18 protein-coding genes and 1 pseudogene are annotated in these 25,473 nt (G+C 55.7%); 11 read left to right on the top strand and 8 right to left on the bottom strand.

The annotated features are described in order from the left end of the window. Nucleotides 1–19: 19 nt before the first annotated feature. A complete protein-coding gene (gene xylA, locus C3406_RS19365; RefSeq protein ID WP_103824351.1) occupies nt 20–1,342 on the bottom strand; it encodes a xylose isomerase in 1,323 nt (440 codons plus the stop codon). Nucleotides 1,343–1,712: 370 nt separating this feature from the next. Here xylA and xylF point away from each other — a divergent pair, with 370 nt between their 5' ends. From xylF to xylR, 4 genes are all read left to right on the top strand, one after another. Continuing rightward, nucleotides 1,713–2,705 (top strand): D-xylose ABC transporter substrate-binding protein, encoded by a 993-nt coding sequence (gene xylF / locus C3406_RS19355; RefSeq protein WP_103824350.1) that lies wholly within the window; start codon nt 1,713–1,715, stop codon nt 2,703–2,705. Nucleotides 2,706–2,776: 71 nt separating this feature from the next. Continuing rightward, entirely contained in the window at nt 2,777–4,318 is a 1,542-nt protein-coding gene (locus tag C3406_RS19350; protein ID WP_103824349.1) for a xylose ABC transporter ATP-binding protein, read from the top strand. Beyond that, a complete protein-coding gene (gene xylH / locus C3406_RS19345; RefSeq protein WP_103826499.1) occupies nt 4,296–5,477 on the top strand; it encodes a xylose ABC transporter permease XylH in 1,182 nt (393 codons plus the stop codon). The genes C3406_RS19350 and xylH overlap by 23 nt, the downstream gene beginning before the upstream one ends. A 42-nt stretch (nt 5,478–5,519) precedes the next feature. Then, the gene (gene xylR / locus C3406_RS19340; protein ID WP_103177765.1) at nt 5,520–6,698 is read left to right on the top strand and encodes a D-xylose utilization transcriptional activator XylR; all 1,179 of its coding nucleotides are present in this window, start codon (nt 5,520–5,522) and stop codon (nt 6,696–6,698) included. A gap of 38 nt (nt 6,699–6,736) precedes the next feature. On the opposite strand, the gene C3406_RS19335 is transcribed toward xylR, so the two are convergent. Then, on the bottom strand, nt 6,737–7,564 hold the full coding sequence (locus C3406_RS19335) for a protein bax (protein ID WP_103824347.1): 828 nt from the start codon (nt 7,562–7,564) through the stop codon (nt 6,737–6,739). A gap of 313 nt (nt 7,565–7,877) precedes the next feature. Here C3406_RS19335 and C3406_RS19325 point away from each other — a divergent pair, with 313 nt between their 5' ends. After that, complete coding sequence (locus C3406_RS19325) at nt 7,878–9,908, top strand: alpha-amylase (RefSeq protein ID WP_103824346.1); 2,031 nt, start codon at nt 7,878–7,880, stop codon at nt 9,906–9,908. 172 nt (nt 9,909–10,080) lie between these two features. Then, a complete protein-coding gene (avtA, locus tag C3406_RS19320; RefSeq protein WP_103177762.1) occupies nt 10,081–11,337 on the top strand; it encodes a valine--pyruvate transaminase in 1,257 nt (418 codons plus the stop codon). Between the two features lie 4 nt (nt 11,338–11,341). Here the strand turns inward: avtA and C3406_RS19315 are convergent, their stop codons facing one another. Further along, complete coding sequence (locus tag C3406_RS19315; RefSeq protein ID WP_103824345.1) at nt 11,342–11,812, bottom strand: 4Fe-4S dicluster domain-containing protein; 471 nt, start codon at nt 11,810–11,812, stop codon at nt 11,342–11,344. A 125-nt stretch (nt 11,813–11,937) separates the two neighbouring features. After that, nucleotides 11,938–12,756, bottom strand: coding sequence for an AraC family transcriptional regulator (locus C3406_RS19310; protein ID WP_103824344.1), 819 nt, complete (start codon nt 12,754–12,756; stop codon nt 11,938–11,940). A gap of 226 nt (nt 12,757–12,982) precedes the next feature. Here C3406_RS19310 and C3406_RS19305 point away from each other — a divergent pair, with 226 nt between their 5' ends. The 3 genes from C3406_RS19305 to C3406_RS19295 all read left to right on the top strand — a co-directional run bounded on the left by C3406_RS19305 (nt 12,983) and on the right by C3406_RS19295 (nt 17,646). After that, nucleotides 12,983–14,383, top strand: a complete 1,401-nt coding sequence (locus C3406_RS19305; protein WP_103824343.1) for an MFS transporter — start codon at nt 12,983–12,985, stop codon at nt 14,381–14,383. A 10-nt stretch (nt 14,384–14,393) separates the two neighbouring features. Further along, nucleotides 14,394–16,352, top strand: a complete 1,959-nt coding sequence (locus tag C3406_RS19300; RefSeq protein WP_103826498.1) for a glycoside hydrolase family 127 protein — start codon at nt 14,394–14,396, stop codon at nt 16,350–16,352. Between the two features lie 211 nt (nt 16,353–16,563). Then, nucleotides 16,564–17,646, top strand: a complete 1,083-nt coding sequence (locus tag C3406_RS19295) for a type I restriction endonuclease (protein ID WP_103824341.1) — start codon at nt 16,564–16,566, stop codon at nt 17,644–17,646. Between the two features lie 154 nt (nt 17,647–17,800). Here the strand turns inward: C3406_RS19295 and C3406_RS19290 are convergent, their stop codons facing one another. Continuing rightward, nucleotides 17,801–18,541: a MipA/OmpV family protein gene (locus C3406_RS19290; RefSeq protein WP_103824340.1), complete on the bottom strand. Its 741-nt coding sequence runs from the start codon at nt 18,539–18,541 to the stop codon at nt 17,801–17,803. A gap of 119 nt (nt 18,542–18,660) precedes the next feature. Between C3406_RS19290 and C3406_RS19285 the strand changes: the two are divergent. Next, nucleotides 18,661–19,649: pseudogene (locus C3406_RS19285) on the top strand (LysR family transcriptional regulator). Here C3406_RS19285 and aldB read toward each other — a convergent pair. Next, nucleotides 19,619–21,157, bottom strand: a complete 1,539-nt coding sequence (gene aldB, locus C3406_RS19280; RefSeq protein ID WP_103824339.1) for an aldehyde dehydrogenase AldB — start codon at nt 21,155–21,157, stop codon at nt 19,619–19,621. The pseudogene C3406_RS19285 and the gene aldB overlap by 31 nt on opposite strands. Nucleotides 21,158–21,323: 166 nt before the next feature. On the opposite strand from aldB, the gene C3406_RS19275 reads away from it, so the two are divergent. Beyond that, complete coding sequence (locus C3406_RS19275) at nt 21,324–22,211, top strand: ROK family protein (protein WP_103824338.1); 888 nt, start codon at nt 21,324–21,326, stop codon at nt 22,209–22,211. Here the strand turns inward: C3406_RS19275 and selB are convergent. Next, nucleotides 22,208–24,064: a selenocysteine-specific translation elongation factor gene (selB, locus tag C3406_RS19270; RefSeq protein WP_103824337.1), complete on the bottom strand. Its 1,857-nt coding sequence runs from the start codon at nt 24,062–24,064 to the stop codon at nt 22,208–22,210. The two genes, C3406_RS19275 and selB, sit on opposite strands and share 4 nt — an antisense overlap. After that, complete coding sequence (selA, locus tag C3406_RS19265; RefSeq protein ID WP_103824336.1) at nt 24,061–25,446, bottom strand: L-seryl-tRNA(Sec) selenium transferase; 1,386 nt, start codon at nt 25,444–25,446, stop codon at nt 24,061–24,063. The genes selB and selA overlap by 4 nt, the downstream gene beginning before the upstream one ends. Nucleotides 25,447–25,473 lie beyond the last annotated feature (27 nt).

Raw genomic sequence — 25,473 nt, 5'->3', positions numbered from 1 at the left:
CGCCGCCCGGCGATACCCGTTACTTGTCGAACAGGTAATGATTCACCAGGTTTTCCAGCAGCTCCTGATGACCACTCTGGTGCTGCGGCGCCAGGTTATGCTGTTCAGCGTACTTCGCCAGTTCCGTCAGTGATAACTGGCCTTTCAAAATTTGCTGGCCCAGCTCACTGTTCCAGCCGCCATAGCGTTTCGCCACGCGCTTATCCAGCTCACCGTCTTCAATCATGCGCGCAGCCACTTTCAGCGACAGCGCCATGGTATCCATCGCCCCAATATGACCATAGAAGAGATCGTATTTATGGGTACTTTGACGGCGCACTTTGGCATCAAAGTTCAGACCGCCGGTGGTGAACCCACCCGCTTTGATAATTTCGTACATCACCAGCGCGTTTTCTTCCACGCTGACCGGGAACTGATCGGTATCCCAGCCCAGCTGCGGATCGCCGCGGTTGGCATCTACGGAGCCGAAAATGCCCAGCGCGATAGCAGAGGCGATCTCGTGATGGAACGAGTGACCCGCCAGCGTCGCGTGGTTGGCTTCGATATTCACCTTGATCTCTTTTTCCAGCCCGAACTGCTTCAGGAAGCCGTAGACCGTCGCCACGTCGTAGTCATACTGATGCTTGGTCGGCTCCTGCGGTTTTGGCTCAATCAGCAGCGTGCCCTGGAAGCCGATTTTGTGTTTATGCTCGACAACCATCTGCATGAAGCGGCCAATCTGCTCGCGCTCCTGACGTAAGTCGGTATTGAGCAGCGTTTCGTAGCCTTCACGCCCGCCCCACAGCACATAGTTTTCCCCGCCCAGCTTATGGGTAGCATTCATTGCCGTCACCACCTGCGTGGCCGCCCAGCTGAAGACTTCCGGGTCCGGGTTGGTGGCAGCGCCTGCGCCATAGCGCGGATGAGTAAAGCAGTTGGCGGTGCCCCACAGCAGCTTCACGCCGCTCTGCTGCTGTTTTTCGGCCAGCACATCGACCATCTGCGCAAAGTTATTCAGATACTCTTTCAGCGATGCGCCTTCCGGTGAAACGTCCACATCGTGGAAGCAGTAATAAGGGACATTCAGCTTGTGGAAGAACTCAAAGGCGACATCCGCTTTGCGTTTTGCCAGCTCCAGCGCTTCGCCTGGCTGCTGCCACGGACGATCGAATGAGCCCACGCCAAACATATCGGCACCGTTCCAGCAGAAGGTGTGCCAGTAGCAGGCAGCAAAACGCAGGTGATCTTCCATGCGCTTACCCAGCACCAGCTCGTCCGGGTTGTAATGACGAAACGCTAAAGGATTTGAGGATTTCGGACCTTCATAACGAACGCGATCGAGTTGATCGAAATAAGCTTGCATAGTGAGCTCCATAATCAGGGATACAGCAAAGAGTTGATACTGGAGTAATACTGAATAGGGATCGCAGGTTGCTCAATTACGTTATTTCACACTGCTATTGAGAGAATGCACAAACGTGCGCTGGCTCGCAAAATCAATTTGCAGACAAACAAATTTCACAGCACAAATTCCATAATCACGTGTAATTAAGAGCTTATAGAATTTAAAATTCGATCGCGGTCATAAATTCGAAAATAAACCAAATATCATAACGAGAAGATAAAAATCTGTAATTGCCAGCCTGCCATTCCCCGTTAAGAATTTGCTACGTCTCTTGCAATGATTGTTTCTTTTATCTCAGCAACCTAACCCTACAAAAGGCAATACAATTATGAAGATAAAGAACCTGTGCCTCACTCTTTGTGCATCGCTGCTGCTGGCGAGTACGGCGAGTCATGCAAAAGAAGTCAAAATCGGCATGGCGATAGATGACCTCCGTCTGGAGCGCTGGCAAAAAGATCGCGATATTTTTGTCAATAAGGCAGAAGCATTAGGTGCGAAAGTTTTTGTCCAGTCTGCCAATGGCAATGAAGAAACGCAAATGTCGCAAATCGAAAATATGATAAACCGCGGCGTCGATGTGCTGGTTATTATTCCTTATAACGGTCAGGTTTTAAGTAACGTGGTAAAAGAAGCCAAGCGCGAAAGGATTAAAGTGCTGGCCTACGACCGCATGATTAATAATGCGGACATTGATTATTATATTTCCTTCGACAATGAAAAGGTCGGCGAATTACAGGCGCAAAGCCTGGTCGCCAAAGTACCACAGGGCAATTACTTCCTGATGGGCGGCTCCCCGGTGGATAACAACGCCAAACTCTTCCGCGCCGGACAGATGAAGGTGCTGAAGCCCTATATTGATGAAGGCAAAATTAAGATCGTTGGCGATCAGTGGGCGGACGGCTGGTTACCTGAAAACGCGTTAAAAATTATGGAAAACGCCCTCACCGCCAATAATAACAAAATCGATGCCGTAGTGGCCTCTAACGATGCGACCGCAGGCGGCGCTATTCAGGCACTCAGCGCCCAGGGACTGGCCGGAAAAGTGGCGATCTCCGGGCAGGATGCGGACCTTGCCGGGGTGAAACGTATTGTGGCAGGTACCCAGACCATGACGGTATATAAGCCGATCACCGAGCTTGCCACCACCGCCGCAGAAATTGCCGTTGAGCTCGGCAATGGCCAACAGCCTAAAGCGGATGCCAGCTTAAACAACGGCCTGAAAGATGTGCCTTCCCGACTGCTCACCCCTATCGAAGTCAATAAAGAGAACATTGACGCCACCGTTGTGAAAGACGGTTTCCATAAAAAGAGCGAACTGTAATCCATCATCGCCCCCGGCTTGCGGGGGCACATCGACTTGTACTGTTTTCCTTCGGGTCATGTGGAGCAGTTATGTCTTATTTACTTGAAATGAAAAGTATCACCAAAGCGTTTGGCGCGGTGAAGGCCGTCGACAACGTCAGCTTGCGCTTAAACCCCGGCGAGATCATGTCGTTATGCGGCGAAAATGGCTCGGGAAAATCCACCTTAATGAAGGTTTTGTGCGGCATCTATCCTCACGGCAGCTACGAGGGTGAAATTGTCTTTTCCGGCGAAACGCTGCAGGCCACACACATCCGCGACACCGAGCGCAAAGGGATCGCCATCATTCACCAGGAGCTGGCGCTGGTGAAGCATCTGACCGTGCTGGAAAATATCTTCCTCGGCGCCGAGATAACCCACCACGGCGTCCTGGATTACGACACCATGACCTTGCGCTGCGAAAAGCTGCTGGCGCAGGTCAGTCTGACGATCTCCCCCGACACCCGGGTGGGTGATTTAGGTCTGGGACAGCAGCAACTCGTGGAGATCGCCAAGGCCCTGAACAAACAGGTGCGTCTGCTGATCCTCGATGAACCAACAGCATCGCTGACGGAACAGGAAACCGCGGTATTGCTGGACATCATTCGTGACCTGCAAAACCACGGGATTGCCTGCATTTATATCTCCCACAAGCTCAACGAAGTGAAAGCGATTTCGGACACGGTGTGCGTAATTCGCGACGGGCAGCATATCGGCACCCGGGAAGCGCAGGGGATGAGCGAGGACGACATTATTACCATGATGGTGGGCCGTGAGCTCACCGCACTCTACCCGAACGAACCCCACACCCTGGGGGAAGAGGTGCTGCGCGTGGAGCACCTTACCGCCTGGCATCCGGTGAATCGCCATATTAAACGGGTTAATGATGTCTCCTTCTCCCTGCATCGCGGTGAGATCCTTGGCGTGGCCGGTCTGGTCGGTGCCGGGCGCACCGAGGCCGTACAGTGCCTGTTCGGGGTCTGGCCCGGGCGCTGGGAAGGCAGCATCTTTATTGACGGGCAGCAGGTCGATATCAAAAACTGTCAGCAGGCCATTGCCCACGGCATCGCGATGGTGCCGGAAGATCGCAAGAAAGACGGCATCGTGCCGGTAATGGCGGTAGGTAAAAACATCACCCTCGCCGCGTTGGATCAGTTCAGCGGCACGCTGAGCAGCCTGGACGACGCCGCCGAGCAGCACTGCATTCTGCAGTCCCTGCAGCGTCTGAAGGTTAAAACCTCCTCTCCGGATCTCGCCATTGGTCGTCTCAGCGGCGGCAATCAGCAGAAGGCGATCCTCGCCCGCTGTCTGTTACTCAACCCGCGCATCCTGATCCTCGATGAGCCCACTCGCGGGATCGACATCGGAGCGAAATATGAAATCTACAAGCTGATCAACCAGCTGGTCCAGCAGGGTATCGCGGTGATTGTGATCTCCTCGGAACTGCCCGAAGTGCTGGGTCTGAGCGACCGGGTGCTGGTGATGCACGAAGGAAAACTGAAAGCCAACCTGATAAACCAGAACCTGACGCAGGAACAGGTGATGGAAGCCGCACTAAGGAGCGAACGCCATGTCGAAAAGCAACCCCTCTGAGTTAAAAGCCACGGCACCCGCACCGGGTCTGTTTTCCGGGCTAAAAGCGCTCAATCTGCAGGTGTTTGTCATGATTGCCGCTATCGTGGCGATCATGCTGTTCTTCACCTGGATGACCGACGGCTCCTATCTCAGCGCGCGTAACGTCTCCAACCTGCTGCGCCAGACCGCCATTACCGGCATTCTGGCGGTGGGAATGGTGTTTGTGATTATCTCCGCGGAAATCGACCTCTCCGTGGGCTCAATGATGGGCCTGCTGGGGGGCGTGGCGGCGATTTTCGACGTCTGGCTGGGCTGGCCGCTGCCGCTCACTATCGTGGTCACCCTGCTGCTCGGCTTGCTGCTCGGCACCTGGAACGGCTGGTGGGTGGCCTACCGCAAAGTACCGTCATTTATCGTCACGCTGGCGGGAATGCTGGCCTTCCGTGGCATTCTGATTGGCATCACCAACGGCACCACCGTCTCCCCCACCAGCGCCTCCATGTCCCAGATTGGGCAGAGCTATCTCTCCGGCGGAGTGGGTTTTACCCTCGGCGCGATTGGCCTGATGGCGTTTGTTGCCTGGCAATGGCGCGGCAGAATGCGCCGTCAGGCATTAGGGTTAGCCACAACGCCTTCCACCTCTGTCGTTGGGCGTCAGGCGCTGACGGCGGTGATCGTGCTGGGGGCAATCTGGCTGCTGAACGACTATCGTGGCGTGCCAACGCAGGTGCTGATACTGGTTCTGTTATTACTGGCAGGCATGTTTATGGCGACCCGCACCGCCTTTGGTCGGCGTATTTATGCCATCGGCGGCAACCTCGAGGCTGCACGTCTGTCAGGTATTAATGTTGAACGCACCAAACTTGCCGTCTTTGCCATTAACGGCCTGATGGTTGCCGTAGCGGGCCTGATCTTAAGCTCGCGTCTGGGTGCGGGCTCGCCGTCTGCCGGGAATATTGCCGAACTCGATGCCATCGCCGCCTGTGTCATCGGCGGAACCAGCCTTGCAGGAGGTGTCGGTAGCGTCGCAGGGGCAGTTATGGGGGCATTTATTATGGCGTCGCTGGATAACGGAATGAGTATGATGGACGTCCCGACATTCTGGCAGTATATCGTCAAGGGTGCCATTTTGTTGCTGGCGGTATGGATGGATTCCGCTACCAAACGGCGCGCCTGAGGATGCCTTTTCATCTGTCACTGATACTGGAAAAATAGCGCCATGTTTGAGAAGCGTCACCGCATTACGTTGTTATTCAATGCCAACAAAGCTTATGACCGTCAGGTCGTTGAGGGCGTTGGGGAATATTTGCAGGCGTCGCAATCCGAGTGGGATATTTTCATCGAAGAAGATTTCCGCACGCGAATCGAAAATATCAAAGACTGGCTGGGCGACGGCGTCATCGCGGATTTTGACGACGCCGTTATCCAGCAACTGCTGGTCGATGTCGATGTGCCCATCGTCGGCGTCGGCGGCTCTTATCACCAGCCGGAACACTACCCTGCCGTTCACTATATCGCCACCGACAATCACGCTCTGGTAGAGAGCGCGTTTCTCCATCTCAAAGAAAAAGGGGTTCACCGCTTCGCCTTTTATGGCCTGCCCACCTCCAGCGGAAAACGTTGGGCGGCGGAACGGGAATACGCATTCTGTCAGCTGGTCGCAAAGGAGAAGTATCGCGGCGTGGTTTATCAGGGGCTGGAAACGGCCCCGGAAAACTGGCAGCACGCGCAGAACCGTCTCGCCGACTGGCTGCAAACCCTGCCACCGCAGACCGGCATTATCGCCGTGACCGATGCCCGCGCCCGGCACGTGCTGCAGGTGTGCGAACATCTGCATATTCCGGTGCCGGAAAAGCTGTGCGTCATCGGGATCGATAATGAAGAGCTCACCCGCTACCTGTCACGCGTGGCGCTGTCGTCCGTGGCGCAGGGCACACGTCAGATGGGCTATCAGGCGGCCAAGCTGCTGCACCGGCTGCTGGATAACGAAAATCTTCCCCTGCAACGTCTGCTGGTGCCACCGGTTCGTGTGGTGGAGCGACGCTCAACGGATTACCGCTCGCTGAACGACCCGGCCGTCATTCAGGCCATGCACTACATTCGTAACCACGCCTGCAAAGGTATCAAAGTGGATCAGGTGCTGGATGCGGTAGGGATTTCGCGTTCAAATCTGGAGAAGCGCTTTAAAGAAGAGGTGGGCGAGACGATCCATGCGGTTATCCATGCGGAAAAACTGGAGAAAGCCCGCAGCCTGCTGATTTCGACCTCGCTCTCCATTAACGAGATTTCGCAGATGTGCGGTTATCCGTCGTTGCAGTATTTCTATTCGGTATTTAAAAAAGAGTATGACACCACGCCGAAAGAGTATCGCGATCGCTACAGTGAAGTACTGATATAAATAAAAAAGGCCTTCCGGATGGAAGGCCTTTTTTAAGATTACATATGAGCGGCAATTAAGCGCTGGTTATCCTGGTACATCGCAAACAGATAGTTGTTATAGCGTTGGCCCTGGGTTGAGTAACCTTTCAGCTTGTGGATCATATTGCTCGCCGTCACTTCCTGGTCTGCTTTACGCAGCTGCGCGCGCGACTTACGGAAGGATTTATAGGCCGGATGCGTGTTCAGGTTAACAACATACGCATTCACGGAATCTTTTACCGATTCAAACTGCGAGTAGCCTTTCACTTTGCCCGGCGCATTAGTACAACGACCTTTCGCACATTTCATGCCGAACAGGTTGTTATTGCTACGGGCCAGCTTAGAGGTGCCCCAGCCACTTTCGGCTGCTGCCATCGTTGCGACCATGCTGCCTGGGATGATATCCACACGCTCAAGCAAGGTGTTCCACGGTACACGACGTGTGTTCCCGTTCCAGCTCACTTTATAGTTTTTGGCTATCTCTTTCAGGCGCGCACGCTCGGACGGCGACCAGCGGCTGTCGTACTGCTTGGAAATAAGCCAGTTACGATCCGCCGTAATCGCGGCATTTTGACTTGTGATGTAAGGCATTACCGTCCGGAGAAACGCTTTTTTCCTTGGTGTTCCGGAAGGGTATTTTCGCAAATCAGGAAGTGAACTACTCTTTGCACTATTGCGAGAATACTCTTGTTTACTGCTAACCTTACTACTTGTTGTCGTCTTTATGACGTGGGCTTTCTTACTCGTTGTATCCGTGTGCGTCTTTGCAAGCACCCCACCAGAAAATGCCGTGGTGAGTAACATGAGTATCGCAGCCCCATATCGTCGAATGGGAGTCGATATCATTAGGTCTCCTGGTCGGATAGAAACATTCCAACACCTTATTTTTTTCGAAAATTGAGAGGCGAATCTCAAATCCTAGCAAAAATAGACGAGAAGAGCATCCTTAGAAATAGTCCAAATCCGAAACCCTGTCACCTGGAATCTGCGCGTTTCAGCATCATTTTCGCGAAAACGTGCTCAATATCGCAGTTAAACAGCGTACTTAGCGTGAGATCACTCACCCTCTTTGCTCCTCCCTGCGCGATAGCGCCAGGGGATGAGTTTGCCCACTAAAATAGATGGCAAACTGAGCAAAATGCTGTGACAGGAAAATGGTATGAAACGTTCTGCTCTCGCTCTTCTGTTCTTGCCTGCACTGGCCAGCGCCGACTGGTCCGCCCCCGGCTTTCCGGCCTTTACCGCTGAAGGATCGGGGGTCTTCACGGCACAGGCAAAGCTGACGAAGGGTACCCGCCCGCTAACGTTGAGTTTTGACAAGGCGTGCTGGCAACCCACTAACGCCATAAAACTCAACGAGATGATGTCACTGAAGCCGTGCGAAGGCGATCCGGCGCAGTGGCGCATCTTCCGCGACGGGGATTATCAGGCACGAATTGATACCCGCTCCGGCACGCCAACGCTGATGTTGACCGTTGCCAGCGCCAGCGAACAGGCGGTGGCATCGGTGGTGCGCCAGTGTCCCAAATGGGACGGCAAACCGTTAACGCTCGATGTCAGCAATACCTTCCCGGAAGGGAGCGTAGTGCGTGATTTTTACAGCAAACAGACCGCGACGGTGCAGCAGGGTAAAATTACCCTGCAACCCGCACCGGGGAGCAACGGCCTGCTGTTACTTGAGCGGGCAGAAACGGACAAGCCCGCCCCGTTCAGCTGGCAAAACGCCACCGTCTATTTTGTTCTCACCGACCGGTTTGAGAATGGCGATCCGGCCAATGACAACAGCTACGGGCGCCATAAAGATGGCATGCAGGAGATCGGCACCTTCCACGGCGGCGACCTGAAAGGGCTCACCAGCAAACTGGATTATCTGCAACAGCTTGGCGTTAACGCCCTGTGGATCAGCTCCCCGCTGGAGCAGATCCACGGCTGGGTCGGCGGCGGAACGAAAGGCGATTTCCCCCATTACGCCTATCACGGTTATTACACTCAGGACTGGACCCGGCTCGATGCCAACATGGGTACGGAGGATGATTTACGTCAGCTGGTGGATGAAGCCCATCACCGGGGGATTCGCATCCTCTTTGACGTGGTGATGAACCACACCGGTTACGCGACGCTGGCCGATATGCAGGAGTACCAGTTCGGGTCGCTCTATCTGCAGGGCGAAGAGCTGAAGAAAACCCTCGGCGAACGCTGGACCGACTGGAAACCGGGCACCGGACAGAGCTGGCACAGCTTTAATGACTACATCAACTTCAGCGATAAAGCGGGCTGGGAAAACTGGTGGGGCAAGAAGTGGGTACGCACCGATATCGGTGATTATGACAACCCCGGCTTCGACGATCTGACCATGTCGCTGGCCTTCCTGCCGGACCTGAAAACGGAATCGACCACCTCATCAGGCTTACCGAATTTTTATCGCCACAAGCCCGACACCCGGGCGAAGGCCATTGACGGTTACACGCCCCGGGATTACCTCACCCACTGGCTGAGTCAGTGGGTGCGTGAATACGGCATCGACGGTTTCCGCGTAGATACCGCCAAGCATGTTGAGCTGGCGGGCTGGCAGCAGCTGAAAGACCAGGCCAGCGATGCCCTTAAAGCATGGAAAGCGGCCAACCCGGAGAAAAAACTCGACGATGCCCCGTTCTGGATGACCGGTGAATCCTGGGGGCACGGGGTAATGCAGAGCGATTACTACCGTCACGGCTTCGATGCGATGATCAATTTTGATTACCAGGAGCAGGCGGCCAAAGCGGTAGATTGCCTGGCCGACATCGACCTGACCTGGCAGCAGATGGCGGAAAAGCTGCAGAGCTTTAACGTCCTGAGCTATCTCTCCTCCCATGACACCCGTCTGTTCCGCGAGGGTGACCAGCGTGCGGCAGAGCTGCTGTTGCTGGCGCCGGGCAGCGTGCAGATCTTTTATGGCGATGAATCTGCAAGACCGTTCGGCCCGACGGGTTCCGATCCTTTACAGGGCACGCGCTCGGACATGAACTGGCAGGATATCAGCGGCGCGCAGGCTGCAACCGTCGCCCACTGGCAGCGGCTCGGGCAGTTCCGCGCCCGCCATCCGGCGATCGGTGAAGGCAGACAAACCACGTTAACCTTGCCTCAGGGCTACGGCTTTGTACGCGAGCATCAGGGCGACAAAGTGATGGTGGTGTGGGCAGGCAATCACTGATCGGCAGGGGCAAAATCCCTCTCCCACGGGAGAGGGAAGCAGGATAACTTGCTGCCTGATGGCAAACTAACAACATAAAGTCACACATCTTCGTTTCGACGCTGATTTGCACCTGCGCAGCTGTAGCGTTATGGTGAGCCACACTTAGAACACGCTCGACAGATCACCTGCTATGACTTTTTCACTTTTCGGCGACAAATTCACCCGCCATTCAGGCATTACCCGCCTGATGGAGGATCTCAACGACGGGCTGCGCACACCGGGCGCCATCATGCTCGGCGGCGGTAACCCGGCACAAATCCCCGAGATGAACGCCTATTTTCAGACGCTCCTCGCAGACATGCTGGAAAATGGCAAAGCCAGAGATGCGCTGTGCAATTACGACGGCCCGCAGGGCAAAACCGAGCTGCTCGCTGCCCTTGCGGAGATGCTGCGCGACACCCTCGGCTGGGAGATTGATCCACAGAACATTGCTCTGACAAATGGCAGCCAGAGCGCGTTTTTCTACTTATTTAACCTCTTCGCGGGACGACGTGCCGACGGCACCACCAAAAAAGTGCTCTTCCCGCTGACGCCGGAGTACATCGGTTATGCCGACTCCGGCCTTGAGGACGATCTTTTCGTCGCCGCGCGCCCGAACATCGAGCTACTGCCGGAAGGCCAGTTCAAGTATCACGTCGATTTTGAGCATCTGCATATTGGCGAAGAGACCGGGATGATCTGCGTCTCGCGCCCCACCAACCCGACCGGCAACGTCATCACCGATGAAGAGCTGATTAAGCTGGATGCGCTGGCGAACCAGCATGACATTCCGCTGGTGATTGATAACGCCTATGGGGTGCCCTTCCCGGGCATTATCTTCAGCGAAGCGCGTCCGCTGTGGAACCCGAACATTGTCCTGTGCATGAGCCTCTCCAAGCTGGGTCTGCCGGGTAGCCGCTGCGGGATTATCATCGCCAATGAGAAAATCATCACCGCTATCACCAACATGAACGGCATCATCAGCCTCTCCCCTGGCGGGATCGGCCCGGCAATGATGTGCGAGATGATTAAGCGCAACGATCTGCTGCGCCTGTCCAACGAGGTGATTAAGCCCTTCTACTATCAGCGCGTCCAGGAGACCATTGCGACTATCCGCCGTTATCTCCCGGAAGAGCGCTGTCTGATCCACAAACCCGAAGGGGCAATTTTCCTCTGGCTGTGGTTTAAGGATCTACCGATCACCACCGAGCTGCTCTATCAGCGTCTGAAAAAGCGCGGAGTATTGATGGTGCCGGGGGATTACTTCTTCCCGGGGCTGGACAAGCCGTGGCCGCATACCCACCAGTGCATGCGCATGAACTATGTCCCGGACCCGGAAAAAATCGAAGCGGGCGTGAAGATCCTCGCCGAGGAGATCGACCTCGCCTGGCGGGAAAACGGTCAGTAAGGATTTATGCCAGATAACGCAGCCGTTCGGCACGTAATCTGGCAGGATCGACGCAACTTAACGCGCGGGTTGGACAGGCCTCCACGCAGGCGGGTCCACCTTCGCGGTGCGCGCAACGGTCGCACTTCAGTGCCTGCACCGCTTCTGCCTCTCCCGTCACCTGCATCGCCCCGAACGGGCAGGCAATCATGCAGCTTTTACAGCCGATACAGCGCTGTTGCTCCACCCGCCAGACCCCCTGCTCACGCTGGATCGCCTGCGTCGGGCAGACGTTGGCGCAGGGGGCATCTTCACACTGGTGGCAAGTAACCGCCGTAGTGAACGTCCCGCCTTTCACCACCCGGATGCGGGAGGTAAAGGTCTTTGCCGTCACAGCGGCACAATTCTGATTCTCCTGGTGCGAGACCACGCAGGCCACTTCGCAGGTGCGACAGCCAATACATTTCGCCGGGTCCGCAACAATAAACGGGTTCATCGCCTGCTCCATCCTTGTTGAAAAAGTCAGGTTGCCAGAGTGTTCAGGGCACGCGCTTTGATCAGACGGGGCAAAAAGTCACTTTTGTGCACCCTGCCGCGAATACTGGCCATTTGCCACAGCGCTCAGGCGGAATTGATGTGCTCCTTGCAGTAGCGGCGTTTCCAGACGCCGGGCGTTAACCCGGTATGCTTACGAAAAATTTGCCGGAAATATCCGGTGTCGTTAAACCCGCAGCGCACCGCCACCTCCTTGAGCGACACGGCATCATTAAGCAGTAACTTCTCCGCGGCCCGGACGCGCTGACGGTGGATAGCCTCGGTGAGCGTCAGATGAAAGACCCGACGAAACACCCGCCCCAGATAATCGGCGTTGCAGTGCAGCTCCCGGGCAAGCTGCGACGTAGAGAGCGGCCGGTGAAACTGCGTGCTGATCAGTTGCCGCGCCTTCCATGCCAGGCTGACGCCCGCTTCGTCCGAGGCGAGCTCCTGCCCGGGCATGACTGAGAGCTGTTGCAGGATCAGCAGCAGAATAAATTCCAGCGCCGGGCTGCGCTGGAGCTTCTCCTGTTCGGTCAGAAATTGCCGGAACAGGGCAATCATTGCCTGCGGATCGCCGGTTTTGCCGTGCTGCTGCACCGACAGCAGCGTGCTTAGTGATGACGGCGCGGCCTGCTCGTGAACTTCAAAATGCAGCCAGTAAAAGCGTAAATCGGCGGGAAAATCCTCGATGCCCTTATGCCGACGATGCGGCCAGAGGAGCAGACTTTCTCCGGCATGGACCTCAAACAGCGTCGTATCCTCCTGGATCGTTAATGTCCCCTTTTCCACAAAGATGACCTCCCAGGAGTCGAGCCTGCGCGCCGGATGTCGCCCGACGCCCCGGGAGATAAAATAGCCGCCATTCTGCACCCTGATCGGAAGCGCTATGGATAATTCGAACATGGTTATTCAATTTCTCGCTATTTATGAGCAGATTCTTTCTCTTTATCACTGATTATTAACAGCTATTTGTCATTCGTCCCGATCAAAATCACATTTTACGAACAAGGTCGGAATCGTCACCTTTTTATACTTTTCCCTTCCCTTGTTGCCCCCAGGGAACAGTGCAAAATTAGTCAGGTACTCTGCAAAACAACATAAAAAATCCAATAACCCGAGGAGTTACCTCATGACTTCCACCCCGATTACACAGACAGAGATCGCCCAGCAGGCCATCAACGATCGCCTGACGGTGCGAGAAAAAATAGGCTACGGCCTGGGTGATGCCGGCGGCACGGTGATCACCTGTTTGATCATGAACTTTCTCACTTTTTTCTATACCGATGTCTTTGGCTTAACCCCGGCGCTGGTCGGCACGCTGTTTATCGCCCTGCGCATCTTCGACGCGATATCCGACCCGGTGATGGGGATCATCGCCGACCGTACCCAGAGCCGCTGGGGACGCTTTCGCCCCTGGCAGCTGTGGGTCGCCCTGCCGATTGGCATTATCGGCGTGCTGACCTTCACCGTGCCGGACGCGGGCATGGGAGTCAAAATCGCCTGGGCCTTCGGCACCTATCTGCTGCTCTCGGTGGGCTATACCGCCATCAACGTGCCCTATTGCGCGCTGATCAACACCATGACCACCCGCCACAGCGAAGTGATCTCCTGCCAGTCATGGCGTTTTGTGCTGTGCGGCGTGGCCGGTTTTCTGGTCTCCGTTGGCCTGCCTTGGCTGGTTGAACTTCTCGGCCAGGGCAACGTGGCACAGGGATATCAGTTCGGCGTGGGTGTGCTGTGCGCCATTGCGGTGGTGATGTTCCTGTGCTGCTTCTTCTGGGTTCGCGAGCGCGTACCGCTGGCGATGATGGGAAAATTTACCCTTAAGGAGCACCTCGCCGGTCTGCGTAAAAACGACCAGCTGCTGCTGATGCTGGTGATGTCTTTCCTGCTGATTAACGTCTTCAACATTCGTGGCGGCGGCTACATGTATTTCATCACTTACGTGCTGGAAGGGAGCACCGCCTACACCTCGCTCTTCTTCACGATGGTGACCTTTGCCTCCATTCTGGGCGCGGTGATCGTTAACCTGCTGTCGCGTCGCAGCGACACCGTCAAACTTTACTACTACACCAACCTGGTGCTGGCAGCCCTGGCGGTGGGGATGTGGTTCCTGCCCGGCGGTCCGGCTTACCAGACCCTGTGGCTGGTGGTTATTCTGGCGAACGGCGTGATCCTCGGTTTTACCCTGCCGCTGCACTTCGCGCTGATGGCCTTTGCCGACGACTACGGCGAGTGGAAAACTCGCGTACGCTCCTCCGGCATGAACTTCGCCTTTAACCTCTTTTTCATCAAGCTGGCCTGGGCTTCCAGCGCCGGGATCATCAGCCTGGTGTTTATTTTCGTCGCCTACCAGCCGGGCGCGGGCAACCAGACGCCCGCCTCATTACAGGGCATTACCGCCATGGAGACCCTGCTGCCCGCCCTTTTCCATCTGCTGCTGGCGTTAGCGATCCGCAAGTGCCGACTCAATAACCCGATGATGACGCGCATTGCCACCGACCTGCGCCAGCGTCACGCTCACGCCTGAGGAGAACATGATGTCCATAATGGAACCCGACCTGCATAAACTGAAAATCAGCGACCCTTTTCTGGGTCAGTATCAACAGCTGGTGCGCGATGTGGTTATCCCCTACCAGTGGGATGCCCTGAACGATCGCATTGAGGAGGCTGAACCGAGCCATGCCATCAGTAACTTTCGCATCGCGGCAGGTCAGCAAAATGGTGAATTCTACGGGATGGTCTTTCAGGACAGCGACGTGGCGAAATGGCTGGAGGCGGTCGCCTGGTCGCTGTGCCAGAAGCCCGACGCGGAGCTGGAAAAAACCGCCGATGAGGTGATTGAGCTGGTAGCCGCCGCGCAGTGCGACGATGGCTATCTCAACACCTGGTTCACGGTAAAAGCGCCGGAGGAGCGCTGGACAAACCTGGCGGAGTGCCACGAGCTTTACTGCGCCGGGCATATGATTGAAGCGGGCGTGGCCTGGTTCCAGGGCACCGGCAAACGCCGTCTGCTGGAGGTGGTCTGTAAGCTGGCCGACCATATCGACAGCGTCTTTGGTCCGGGCGAGCAGCAGCTGCACGGCTATCCCGGCCACCCGGAGATCGAGCTGGCGCTGATGCGCCTGTTTGATGTCACCCAGGAGCCGCGCTACCTGGCGCTGGCGAAATATTTCGTCGAAGCGCGTGGCACCCAGCCGCACTACTACGACATCGAATATGAAAAGCGGGGCAAAACCTCGTACTGGAACACCTATGGCCCGGCGTGGATGGTACAGGATAAAGCCTACAGCCAGGCGCATCAGCCGCTGGCGGAACAGCAAACGGCGATTGGTCATGCGGTGCGTTTCGTCTATCTGATGACCGGCGTCGCGCACCTGGCCCGTCTGAGCCAGGACGAGAGTAAACGCCAGGACTGCCTGCGCCTGTGGAACAACATGGCCCAGCGCCAGCTCTATATTACCGGCGGGATTGGTTCCCAGAGCAGCGGCGAAGCCTTCAGCAGCGATTACGATCTGCCGAACGACACCGTCTATGCCGAGAGCTGCGCCTCCATCGGCCTGATGATGTTTGCCCGTCGCATGCTGGAAATGGAAGCCAACAGCCAGTACGCCGACGTCATGGAGCGGGCGCTGTACAACACCGTGCTTGGCGGCATGGCGCTGGACGGAAAACACTTCTTCTACGTCAACCCGCTGGAAGTGCATCCGAAGACGTTGAAATTTAACCATATCTACGATCACGTGAAGCCGGTTCGCCAGCGCTGGTTCGGCTGCGCCTGCTGCCCGCCGAACATCGCCCGCGTTCTGGCCTCGATTGGTCACTACATTTATACCGTTCGCGACGATGCCCTCTTTATCAACCTCTACATCGGCAACAGCATGGCTTTCCCGGTGGGTGAGCAGGAGTTGCAGCTGCGGATCAGCGGCAACTACCCGTGGCAGGAGCAGGTCGTCATTGAGATCGCCTCCTCGGTGGACGTCGACTATACCCTGGCCTTACGTGTGCCGGACTGGTGCGACAACCCACAGCTCACGCTGAATGGCAAACCCATCACGGGTGAGATGCGTCAGGGCTATATCTACCTGACCCGCCGCTGGCAGAAAGGCGATAAGCTGGTGTTAACCCTGCCGATGCCGGTCCGCCGGGTTTACGGTAATCCGCAGGTGCGCCAGCAGGCCGGAAAAGTAGCTTTGCAGCGCGGACCGCTGGTCTACTGTCTTGAAGAGGCGGATAACGGTGCGGGGCTGCACAACCTTACCCTGCCAGCCGACAGCGAATTCAGGCTCGTTGAAGGCAAAGGGATTTTTGCCCATAAGATACTGATCCAGACGCAAGGGTATGCCCGCCACGCCGCGGACGCTGAACACCAACCGCTGTGGCAGTACGATCGCGCCCCTACCACGCAGCAGGCGCGGACCCTAACCTTTATTCCGTGGTTTAGCTGGGCTAACCGGGGCGAAGGGGAGATGCGGATCTGGGTGGATGAGGCGAGTTGACCTCAACATCTACGCCGTTTTTTTGCTTTATTTAAGATCAATTAAACCCGACTACATTGTCGGGTTTAATTCATTTTAAGATGAATTATTCAATATCTGTGAGCTGTTTCTCGGAAAATCTAATTTCCTGAAAAGGTTTAAATTTCCATATTGAATATCAAGCCTTTTAATGTTATCTCATCAATACACACAGCAATAATAAGGTCTTATCATGGATTTCAATGAAAGGCTAAATGCCTTAGCCAATAAAATAAAACAGCAAATTAACTCTATTGAAACAGAAGAGGCGACTAAAACTGCTTTTGTAATGCCATTTATTCACAATGTATTAGGCTATGATGTTTTCGACCCCAGGGAAGTCATTCCTGAATTTGTCTGTGACGTAGGCACAAAAAAGGGTGAAAAAATTGATTATGCTATAATGAAGAACGATGAAGTACAAATACTCATCGAATGTAAAAAAATAGGCGAGCCGCTAAATGTTAATCATGCATCTCAACTCTTCAGATATTTTCATGTAACTAACGCCAGGATTTCAATTCTGACAAATGGTCAAATTTATAAATTTTTTACAGATCTTGATGCACCAAATAAAATGGATGAGAAGCCATTTTTAGAAGTTGATTTATTAGAAATAGATGAAAATATCATCCCAGAACTCAATAAATTAACAAAATCATCTTTTGACTTAGAATCAATAATAAACGCAGCAGGCGAACTTAAATACGTTAGCCAAATTAAAAAAATACTACACACACAACTTAATAGTCCTGAAGATGAATTTGTTAAATTCTTTGCATCTAGAGTTTATGATGGAATTTTAACACAAAAAGTTAGAGAATTATTCCTGACTTTGACTAAGAAAGCCGCCAGTCAGTATATCAATGATCAAGTTAATGAAAGACTGAAATCAGCTATAACTGGAACTGCACCTTTAGAGGTTAATTCTGGACCAGAAATGCATTCGGAAGAATCATCCAGCATTATCGAAAAAGAAGATACTGACGTTGTAACAACCGATGAAGAACTCGAAGGATTCCACATTGTAAAAGCAATAACCAGAGCTGTACTTGATGCTCCGCGAATAACCCATAGAGATACTAAAAGCTACTTTGGTATTTTAGTGGATGATAATAACCGTAAACCTATATGCCGCTTGCATTTTAATCGCACACAAAAATACATAGGCCTTTTTGATATTGAAAAAAATGAAACACGACATCCTATCGCGTCTGTCGATGATATTTACTCATTCGCCGATATACTAAAAGCCACAGCTGCACTTTATAACTAATGATGCTTAATTGAGGGTGTACCCATTATATTTTATTTAGCATCAAAAACCGGGCTACACTATCTATACTTAGCCTGTTATTCCAGTCAATTATAGGTAGCGACCACGAGTAATGAGCATCAGCCCTCATATCTGAGGGCTGATTTTTACTTCCTTAAAACCTCCAGGAGAGACCGGTCATCAGCGCGAAGCTGTCGTCACGGTCGATCATCGGGCTGTTTTTCACATCGTCAGGCAGCACGGTATAGACGGCGCTGGCATTCAGAGAGAGATTTTGTGTCAGCGGGTATTTAGCTGCCACACCCACATAAGGGGTCACGGTTTCGCCTGCGTTGTACTGCTCTAAACCGCTGCGACGGGACTCTTTCTGCGACACACCGTAGTAGTAATCGTTGAAGCTTTCATCGTAGTAAAAGACCCCCACCGATGGCGTCAGGGTCAGGCGCGCCATGCGGAACGGGCGGAAATAAGAGATTTCACCCATCACGCCGCCGCTCTCATCCATCGCATCGGCGGCAATCGCCAACTTCAGGCTACCCCAGCTTTCGTGGCGATAGTATGCCCCGCCCAGCATCGCGGAGGCTTTGCGCTCGTCCAGCTGCTTCATCGCAGAGTCGTCGTTATCGTCCGGATCGAAATGCAGCGGCATCCAGGAGGCGGTCAGGCTGAGTTCGTTTTTGGCATCTTTCCAGGCAATCCAGCCGCCGGTAGCCTGACGCACGTAAAAATGTTCCCCTTCGTAGGGCATTAATGGAACAGCGGAAACATTCTCGTTATAACCTTTATACGGTGATTCATTAAAAACGGCGCCCGCGCCAATTGAAAATTCATCAGCCATTGCGGGAGTAGCCGCAAATAAAACCGTGGCGATGAGTAAACTCTTTTTAAACGTCATTGTTTGTAATCCATTAAATTTCCTGCGACCCGGCGCATAATAATGGTTACAAAAATCGCAATGCAATTTTGATATTTGTATAATATTATATATAAATTCATATAGATGAGCATCAGGCAATGAACAAGCTGCAAATCAAACCGCGCGAATTAAAAATTATTTCCGTCATTGCCGCCACTCACAGCATTGGTGATGCTGCCGCGTTGTTGGGTATGGCCCAGGCCAACGTCAGTAAATATCTCTCGGATTTCGAAACTCGCGTCGGGCTGAAGATTTTTGAGCGCACCACCCGCCACCTGGCGCTGACCCAGTTTGGCCAGTCGCTGCTGCCCTTTATCAACGCCTCGCTCGAAAAGAACGAACAACTAGTTAATTTTATTGCAGATTATAAGCATGAAAAACGCGGTAAAGTGACTATTTACGGACCAACGGGTATCATTACCTGGCTGGCCCGCCACGTGATTCATGAGATCGAAAATATTGGCGATATTCGCATTAGCCTGAAAACCTATAACCTGAGTGGCAGCGAGTTTCTCGAAGGCGTCGTGTTCCCCGACGATTGCGATATTTTAATTACCTATGCTCTACCCAAAGATGAAAGTCTGGTCGCCACGACCTTAACCAAATATTCGGTTACCGCATTCGCTACCCCGGAATATATTAAAAAGCACCCTATTAGTTATCCTGAAGATTTAATTAACCACTCCTGTATTCTTATTGATTCAATGGTTATCGACGATGCCAATATCTGGCGTTTCCGCTCGAATCACAGCAATCAGATACATGACTATAAAGTCACCGGGAACTATATTTGCGACAATACCCAGACGGCGCTGGAGCTGGCGCGCAATCATCTGGGATCGTTTTTGCGCCCAAACAGAGCCTGCAGAAAGAGATCGAATAGGGTGTTCTGGTGCCCTGCTTCGCGCATCAGGAGGAGTGGTGGCTGGATCTGGTGGCTATCTTCCGTAAACGTGACTATCAACCATGGCGGGTACAGTATGTGCTCGACGGTGTGCTGAATACCCTGCGTAAGCAGATTGCGCAGGCCACCCAGCGGCGGCCTGCGCTGAAGGGTCAGAACAGCCCGAGCGGCTTGTCGGAGTAGCTCACCAGCAGGCACTTGGTCTGCTGGTAATGTTCCAGCATCATCTTGTGCGTTTCACGGCCAATACCCGACTGTTTATATCCGCCAAACGCGGCATGGGCCGGATAGGCGTGATAGCAGTTGGTCCATACGCGTCCTGCCTGGATCCCGCGTCCCATCTGATAGGCCAGATTGCCGTTGCGGCTCCAGACACCTGCGCCCAGGCCATACTGGGTATCGTTGGCCAGCTCCAGCGCCTCCTCCATGGTTTTGAAGGTGGTCACCGCCAGCACCGGGCCAAAGATCTCCTCCTGGAAGACACGCATGTTGTTTTTACCGGACAGGATGGTCGGCTCCAGGTAGTAACCCTCTTTCAGCTCCCCGTCCAGCATCTTGCGCCGCCCACCGGTTAAGATGTCCGCCCCCTCTTTCTTCCCGATATCAATGTAGTTGAGGATCGTCTCCAGCTGCCCGTGGGAAACCTGGGCCCCCATCTGGGTACCGTTGTCCAGCGGGTTGCCGCTGCGGATCGACTCCACGCGGCGGATGGCGCGCTCCATAAAGCGTTCGTAAATGGACTCCTGCACCAGCGCCCGGCTTGGACAGGTACAGACTTCACCCTGGTTGAAGGCAAAAAGCGCAAATCCTTCCAGCGCCTTGTCAAAGAAAGCATCCTCTTCGTCCATCACATCGGCGAAGAAGATGTTCGGGGATTTTCCGCCCAGCTCCAGCGTGACCGGGATGATGTTCTGGGTGGCGTACTGCATGATCTGCTGGCCCACTTCGGTGGAGCCGGTAAAGGCCACCTTGGCGATCCGTTTGGAGGTCGCCAGATATTCACCAATCTCCCCGCCCGCACCGTTGACCACGTTCACGACACCCGGCGGGAGCAGGTCGCCCACCACTTCCATCAGCAGCAGGATCGACAGCGGAGTTAAGCGCGCCGGTTTCAACACCACACAGTTGCCTGCCGCCAGCGCGGGCGCCATTTTCCAGGCAGCCATCAGCAGCGGGAAGTTCCACGGAATGATCTGTCCGACCACGCCCAGCGGCTCCTGGAAGTGATAGGCCACGGTATCTTTGTCCACCTCGCTGATCCCCCCTTCCTGCGCACGAATACAGGAGGCGAAGTAGCGGAAATGGTCGATAGCCAGCGGCACGTCGGCGGCCATGGTTTCGCGGATCGGTTTACCGTTGTCCCAGGTCTCCGCCGTGGCTAAAAGCTCCAAATTCTGCTCCATGCGATCCGCGATTTTGAACAGGATCGCCGCGCGATCCTGTACCGAGGTGTGCGCCCACTTCTCTTTCGCTTTATGGGCGGCATCCAGCGCCAGATCGATATCGCGTTTCCCGGAGCTGGCGATCTCGCACAGCGGCTGGCCGGTCACCGGGGTGAGGTTCTGATAATAGTCGCCGTCGGCAGGAGGAACCCAGTCGCCGCCGATAAAGTTGTCATAACGGGCTTTAAGTTTGAGAGGAAAACCATATTCGCCAGGCAGGATACGTGCTGATGGAGGGTTATTCGTCATGACTGTCTCCTTGTGTGTAGTGTCCTTCAAAGGTAGACCGCGGCGGTGAAAATATCGCCAGTCGTCGCCTGCTTTGCGAGCCCCTTCACGCATTACCTTACTTTACGTTTGGTTTCCGGCGCTGAGCCATACTTAAAGCGCACAACCCGGGCGGAGGTAAGGATAAATGCGGCTTTTTATCGGCTTTGACGTGGGCGGAACCCACATTAAACACGGCGTGATCGACGAGAACGGCAACGAAATCGCCACCGATCAGTTTGATACCCCAGAGGATGAGGAGAGCTTTAAGCAACAATGGCGCGAGGTGGTCGAGGCTTACCAGAATGAACACGAGATCGCGGCTATCGGCGTGAGTTTTCCTGGCCACATCAATACCCATACCGGCGAAGCCGCAAAGGCGGGCGCGCTCGACTATCTGGATAACGTCAACCTGTATGCGCTTTTCTCAGAGCTGACGGACCTGCCGGTTATCGCCGAGAATGACGCTAACTGCGCTGCACTGGGCGAACGCTGGCGCGGCGCGGGGCGTGAATATGAAAATTTTGTCTGCATTACGCTCGGCACCGGCATCGGCGGCGGTATTGTGGTGGAGGGCGATCTCTGGCGCGGCTCGCACCACCGCGCCGGGGAGTTCGGGGTGATCCCGGTCGGCAAGAACGGCGAAGGGATGCATGAAGTCGCCTCGGCCAAAGGGCTGATGGAGACTTGCCGCCGGGCGCTGGCGGTCTCCGAAGAGGAGATGCCGAAAGGCGAAGAGCTATTCGAGCGTATGGAGAACGACCTGCACCTGCGCGAAGCCGTCGAAGAGTGGGCGCTGTTTCTGGCCCGCGGGGTCTACAGCGTCATCTCCATGTTTGATCCGCAGGTGGTGCTGATTGGCGGCGGCATCAGCGAGCAGGAGAAAATTTATAAGCTGCTCGACAGGCACCTGCAGACCTTTGAAGAGTGGGAATCGTTGCAGGTGCCCATCCTGCCCTGCCAGTTGGGTAACCAGGCTGGCAGGCTGGGCGCCGTATGGCTGGCAAAACAGAAACTTGCCAGAAGCGAGGCTTAAGGCTGCGGCGACTCGCCGGTAAAGAGCTGCGCGTCACGCAGGAGATGATCGTTACCGCGGCGGCGGGTAAAGCCAATGCGGTTGAAATACTCCAGGATCTGGATCGCCAGTTTACGCCCGACGTTCAGCCGATCGCGGAAATCTGCCGCGCAGGTCGAGCCGCGCTCGCTATCCAGCGCCCGGATCAGATTCGCAAAGGTGACGATACGATCGTGGCGATAGTAACGGTCTTTGACGATCGCGGTGATCAGCCCCTGCTGCGCCGCATGCTTCAGCACCTGACGCATGGTCTGTTCCTCAGTGGCGGTTTCACGCGCCAGGTCGCGTACCCACCACGGCTCGTCGCGGAACAGCGCCTGCGCTTTTTGCCAGACAGCCTGCTGCTCTGGGGTAAAGCCCGCTTTATGATCCGGCAGATGCAGCCAGCCATGGTAGCTGTGTAGCTCCCCGCTCTCGCGCATCCGCTCGATCAGCAGCAGCACCAGCGCCTCATCCTCCATCGGCAGCGCCATACGGCGCAGGCGCTCGCGCCCGGGGCCAGGTTCATCCTGATGCTGCTGATGATAGGTTGCCAGCACATCGAGAATTTTACGCTGCCAGCGGGCGGCAACCGGGGTGTTTAACAGACCGTTTCCGGCCTGGATGAACGTCGGCTGCTGCGTCAGCTGACGCAGCCCTTCTCCGCTGAGCTGGCGTGCCCAGCCAAAGTCATCCAGATTCACCGCCCCACGCTCCAGGTGCGCCAGCAGGGCGCTGCGGTCATCCGTTGCCGTCTCAAGCGTCGCCAGCCAGTGCAGGTACTCCGGCTTACGCTTACCGCGACGTGGGGGGTTAAGCGTCACGACCCGCGCCCCGGCCAGGGTGACGCGGGCAGAAATATCGCGCAGCACCAGCCGATCGTTGTCGGCGAGCCACAGAGGGGTGTCAAAGACCAGCTCCGCCAGCGCTCCCTCCAGCAGCGAGACACGCCCCGTCACGTGGCTGGCGGCATGGTGAATATGCAGCGGTTGCCACTGCGCGAGCGGTACGTCGCCCTGCAGGGAGACAATCACCCGCGTGGCAGGCTCCGGCGGCGCTTCGGCCAGCAGCCAGTCGCCGCGGTTCAGCTCGGCTTTTTCCGTATCGCCCACCAGGTTCAGGGCAATACGCTGTCCGGCGTGCGCCTGTTCGACAGGCTGATTCTGCGCGTGCAATCCGCGAATACGTACCGGCTTGTTGACCCCGGTCAGCCACAGGTTGTCACCCACGCGCACTTCGCCAGACAGCGCTGTGCCGGTCACCACCAGCCCCGCCCCTTTCACGGTAAAGGCGCGGTCGATAGCCAGCCGAAAACGGTGATGGTCAGCATGGGCGCGCTCAGGGAGCTGTTGCAGATGATCGCGCAGGGCATCGATTCCCCGCCCTTCGGTGGCGACGGTGACAAACAGCGTGGCATCCGCGAAGCCATAATCGCGCAGGGTCGCCAGCACCTCCTCGCGCACCGCCTCCACCTGCTCCTCATCGACGCGATCGGCTTTGGTCAGGGCCACCGTCAGTTGCGGGTTGCCGGTCAGACTGAGGATCTGCAGATGCTCGCGCGTCTGCGCCATCACCCCGTCATCACAGGCCACCACCAGCAGGGCGTGATCGATACCGCCCACCCCCGCCAGCATGTTGGATAAAAACTTTTCGTGCCCCGGCACGTCAATAAACCCCAGCACCCGGCCATCCGGCTGCGGCCAGTAGGCATACCCCAGATCGATGGTCATGCCGCGCTTTTTCTCTTCCGGCAGTCGGTCGGCGTTGACGCCGGTGATCGCCTGCAACAACGTCGTTTTGCCATGGTCAACATGACCGGCAGTGGCAATAATCATTTCAACAACATCTCCAGAAACAGTGCTTCATCTTCCAGGCAACGTAAATCCAGCCACAGGCGCCCGTCCTTGATCCGTCCGAGCACCGGCACGGGCAGCGAGCGCCAGCGCAATGCCAGCGCATCCAGCTGGCCGCCGCGCCCGTCGCGCGGGGTAAAGGTCAGTGCCGCGCCGGGCAGACGATCCACCGGCAGCGACCCGCTGCCCGGCTGCGACAGGCAATCTTCCACCCGCACCTCGAAGTCAGGATAGTGTGCAGCAATGTGTGTCAGCAGCCGCTCTCCCTGACGATGAATGGAGGCGGCATCGCGGCTCAACAGGCGTAGCGTCGGCAGCCGTTCGGCCAGCGTCTCCGGATGAAGATAGAGGCGCAAGGTCGCTTCCAGCGCGGCGAGGGTCATTTTATCCGCCCGCAGGGCGCGTTTCAGTGGATGCTGTTGCAATCTGGCAATCAGATCGCGCTTGCCGACAATAATCCCCGCCTGCGGACCGCCTAACAGCTTATCCCCCGAGAAGCTCACCAGGCTGACACCAGCGGCAATCAGCGCCTGGGGCATCGGCTCTTTCGGCAGGCCATAGCGGCTGAGATCCACCAGCGAACCGCTGCCCAGATCGACAACCACCGGCACCTCTTTCTCCTGCCCGATGCGCACCAATTCGGCTTCGTCGACGGCATGAGTAAAGCCTTCGATGTGGTAGTTACTGGTATGCACCTTCATCAGCAGAGCGGTGTTTTCATTGATGGCTGCGGCGTAATCCCGGTCGTGGGTACGGTTGGTGGTGCCCACCTCGCGAAGCTGGCACCCGGCCTGGGTCATCACATCCGGGATGCGAAACGCGCCGCCAATCTCCACCAGCTCACCACGGGAGACCACCACCTCTTTGCCGCTCGCCGTCGCGGCCAGCATCAGCAGCACCGCCGCAGCGTTGTTATTCACAATGCAGGCATCTTCCGCCCCGGTGAGCTGGCACAGCAGCGCCGCCAGCGCGCGGTCGCGGTGGCCGCGTCCGGCACCGTCGAGATCGTACTCCAGGGTCACTGGCACCTGCATCGCCTGGGTGACCGCGGCAACCGCCTCCTCTGCCAGCAGCGCGCGTCCCAGATTGGTATGCAGCACGGTGCCCGTCAGGTTCAGCACCTGCCGCAGCCCCTGTTCGTCATCCTGCGTCAGCCGCTTTTCGGTCTCCAGGGCCCAGTCGTCGCACCACGCTGGCAGGCGGTTGTCGGCGCGGATCCCGGCGCGGGCTTCGTCCTGCAACAGACGCAAGGTTTCCACCGTTCGGCTGTGACCAAAACGGGCAATAATGGCAGTAAGACGGGCATCGCGAAGCAGACGATCGGTCGCGGGGAGTTGGCTGTAGAGAGCGTGCTGAGTAGTCATGAATATGCCTGACGGTTAGGTATTTTC

This window comes from Leclercia sp. LSNIH8, assembly GCF_002920195.1.
GTDB lineage: Bacteria > Pseudomonadota > Gammaproteobacteria > Enterobacterales > Enterobacteriaceae > Enterobacter.
This window is presented reverse-complemented; position numbering and strand designations above follow the sequence as displayed.

Excerpts from the sequence above, each read along its gene's own strand:
- C3406_RS19290 (WP_103824340.1), bottom strand. The coding sequence starts at position 18,541 with ATGACGTTTAAAAAGAGTTTACTCATCGCCACGGTTTTATTTGCGGCT.
- xylH (WP_103826499.1), top strand. The coding sequence starts at position 4,296 with ATGTCGAAAAGCAACCCCTCTGAGTTAAAAGCCACGGCACCCGCACCG.
- aldB (WP_103824339.1), bottom strand. The coding sequence starts at position 21,157 with ATGACGAATAACCCTCCATCAGCACGTATCCTGCCTGGCGAATATGGT.
- xylA (WP_103824351.1), bottom strand. The coding sequence starts at position 1,342 with ATGCAAGCTTATTTCGATCAACTCGATCGCGTTCGTTATGAAGGTCCG.
- xylR (WP_103177765.1), top strand. The coding sequence starts at position 5,520 with ATGTTTGAGAAGCGTCACCGCATTACGTTGTTATTCAATGCCAACAAA.
- C3406_RS19310 (WP_103824344.1), bottom strand. The coding sequence starts at position 12,756 with ATGTTCGAATTATCCATAGCGCTTCCGATCAGGGTGCAGAATGGCGGC.
- C3406_RS19305 (WP_103824343.1), top strand. The coding sequence starts at position 12,983 with ATGACTTCCACCCCGATTACACAGACAGAGATCGCCCAGCAGGCCATC.
- C3406_RS19275 (WP_103824338.1), top strand. The coding sequence starts at position 21,324 with ATGCGGCTTTTTATCGGCTTTGACGTGGGCGGAACCCACATTAAACAC.
- selB (WP_103824337.1), bottom strand. The coding sequence starts at position 24,064 with ATGATTATTGCCACTGCCGGTCATGTTGACCATGGCAAAACGACGTTG.
- xylF (WP_103824350.1), top strand. The coding sequence starts at position 1,713 with ATGAAGATAAAGAACCTGTGCCTCACTCTTTGTGCATCGCTGCTGCTG.
- avtA (WP_103177762.1), top strand. The coding sequence starts at position 10,081 with ATGACTTTTTCACTTTTCGGCGACAAATTCACCCGCCATTCAGGCATT.
- selA (WP_103824336.1), bottom strand. The coding sequence starts at position 25,446 with ATGACTACTCAGCACGCTCTCTACAGCCAACTCCCCGCGACCGATCGT.
- C3406_RS19350 (WP_103824349.1), top strand. The coding sequence starts at position 2,777 with ATGTCTTATTTACTTGAAATGAAAAGTATCACCAAAGCGTTTGGCGCG.
- C3406_RS19335 (WP_103824347.1), bottom strand. The coding sequence starts at position 7,564 with ATGATATCGACTCCCATTCGACGATATGGGGCTGCGATACTCATGTTA.
- C3406_RS19325 (WP_103824346.1), top strand. The coding sequence starts at position 7,878 with ATGAAACGTTCTGCTCTCGCTCTTCTGTTCTTGCCTGCACTGGCCAGC.
- C3406_RS19300 (WP_103826498.1), top strand. The coding sequence starts at position 14,394 with ATGTCCATAATGGAACCCGACCTGCATAAACTGAAAATCAGCGACCCT.
- C3406_RS19315 (WP_103824345.1), bottom strand. The coding sequence starts at position 11,812 with ATGAACCCGTTTATTGTTGCGGACCCGGCGAAATGTATTGGCTGTCGC.
- C3406_RS19295 (WP_103824341.1), top strand. The coding sequence starts at position 16,564 with ATGGATTTCAATGAAAGGCTAAATGCCTTAGCCAATAAAATAAAACAG.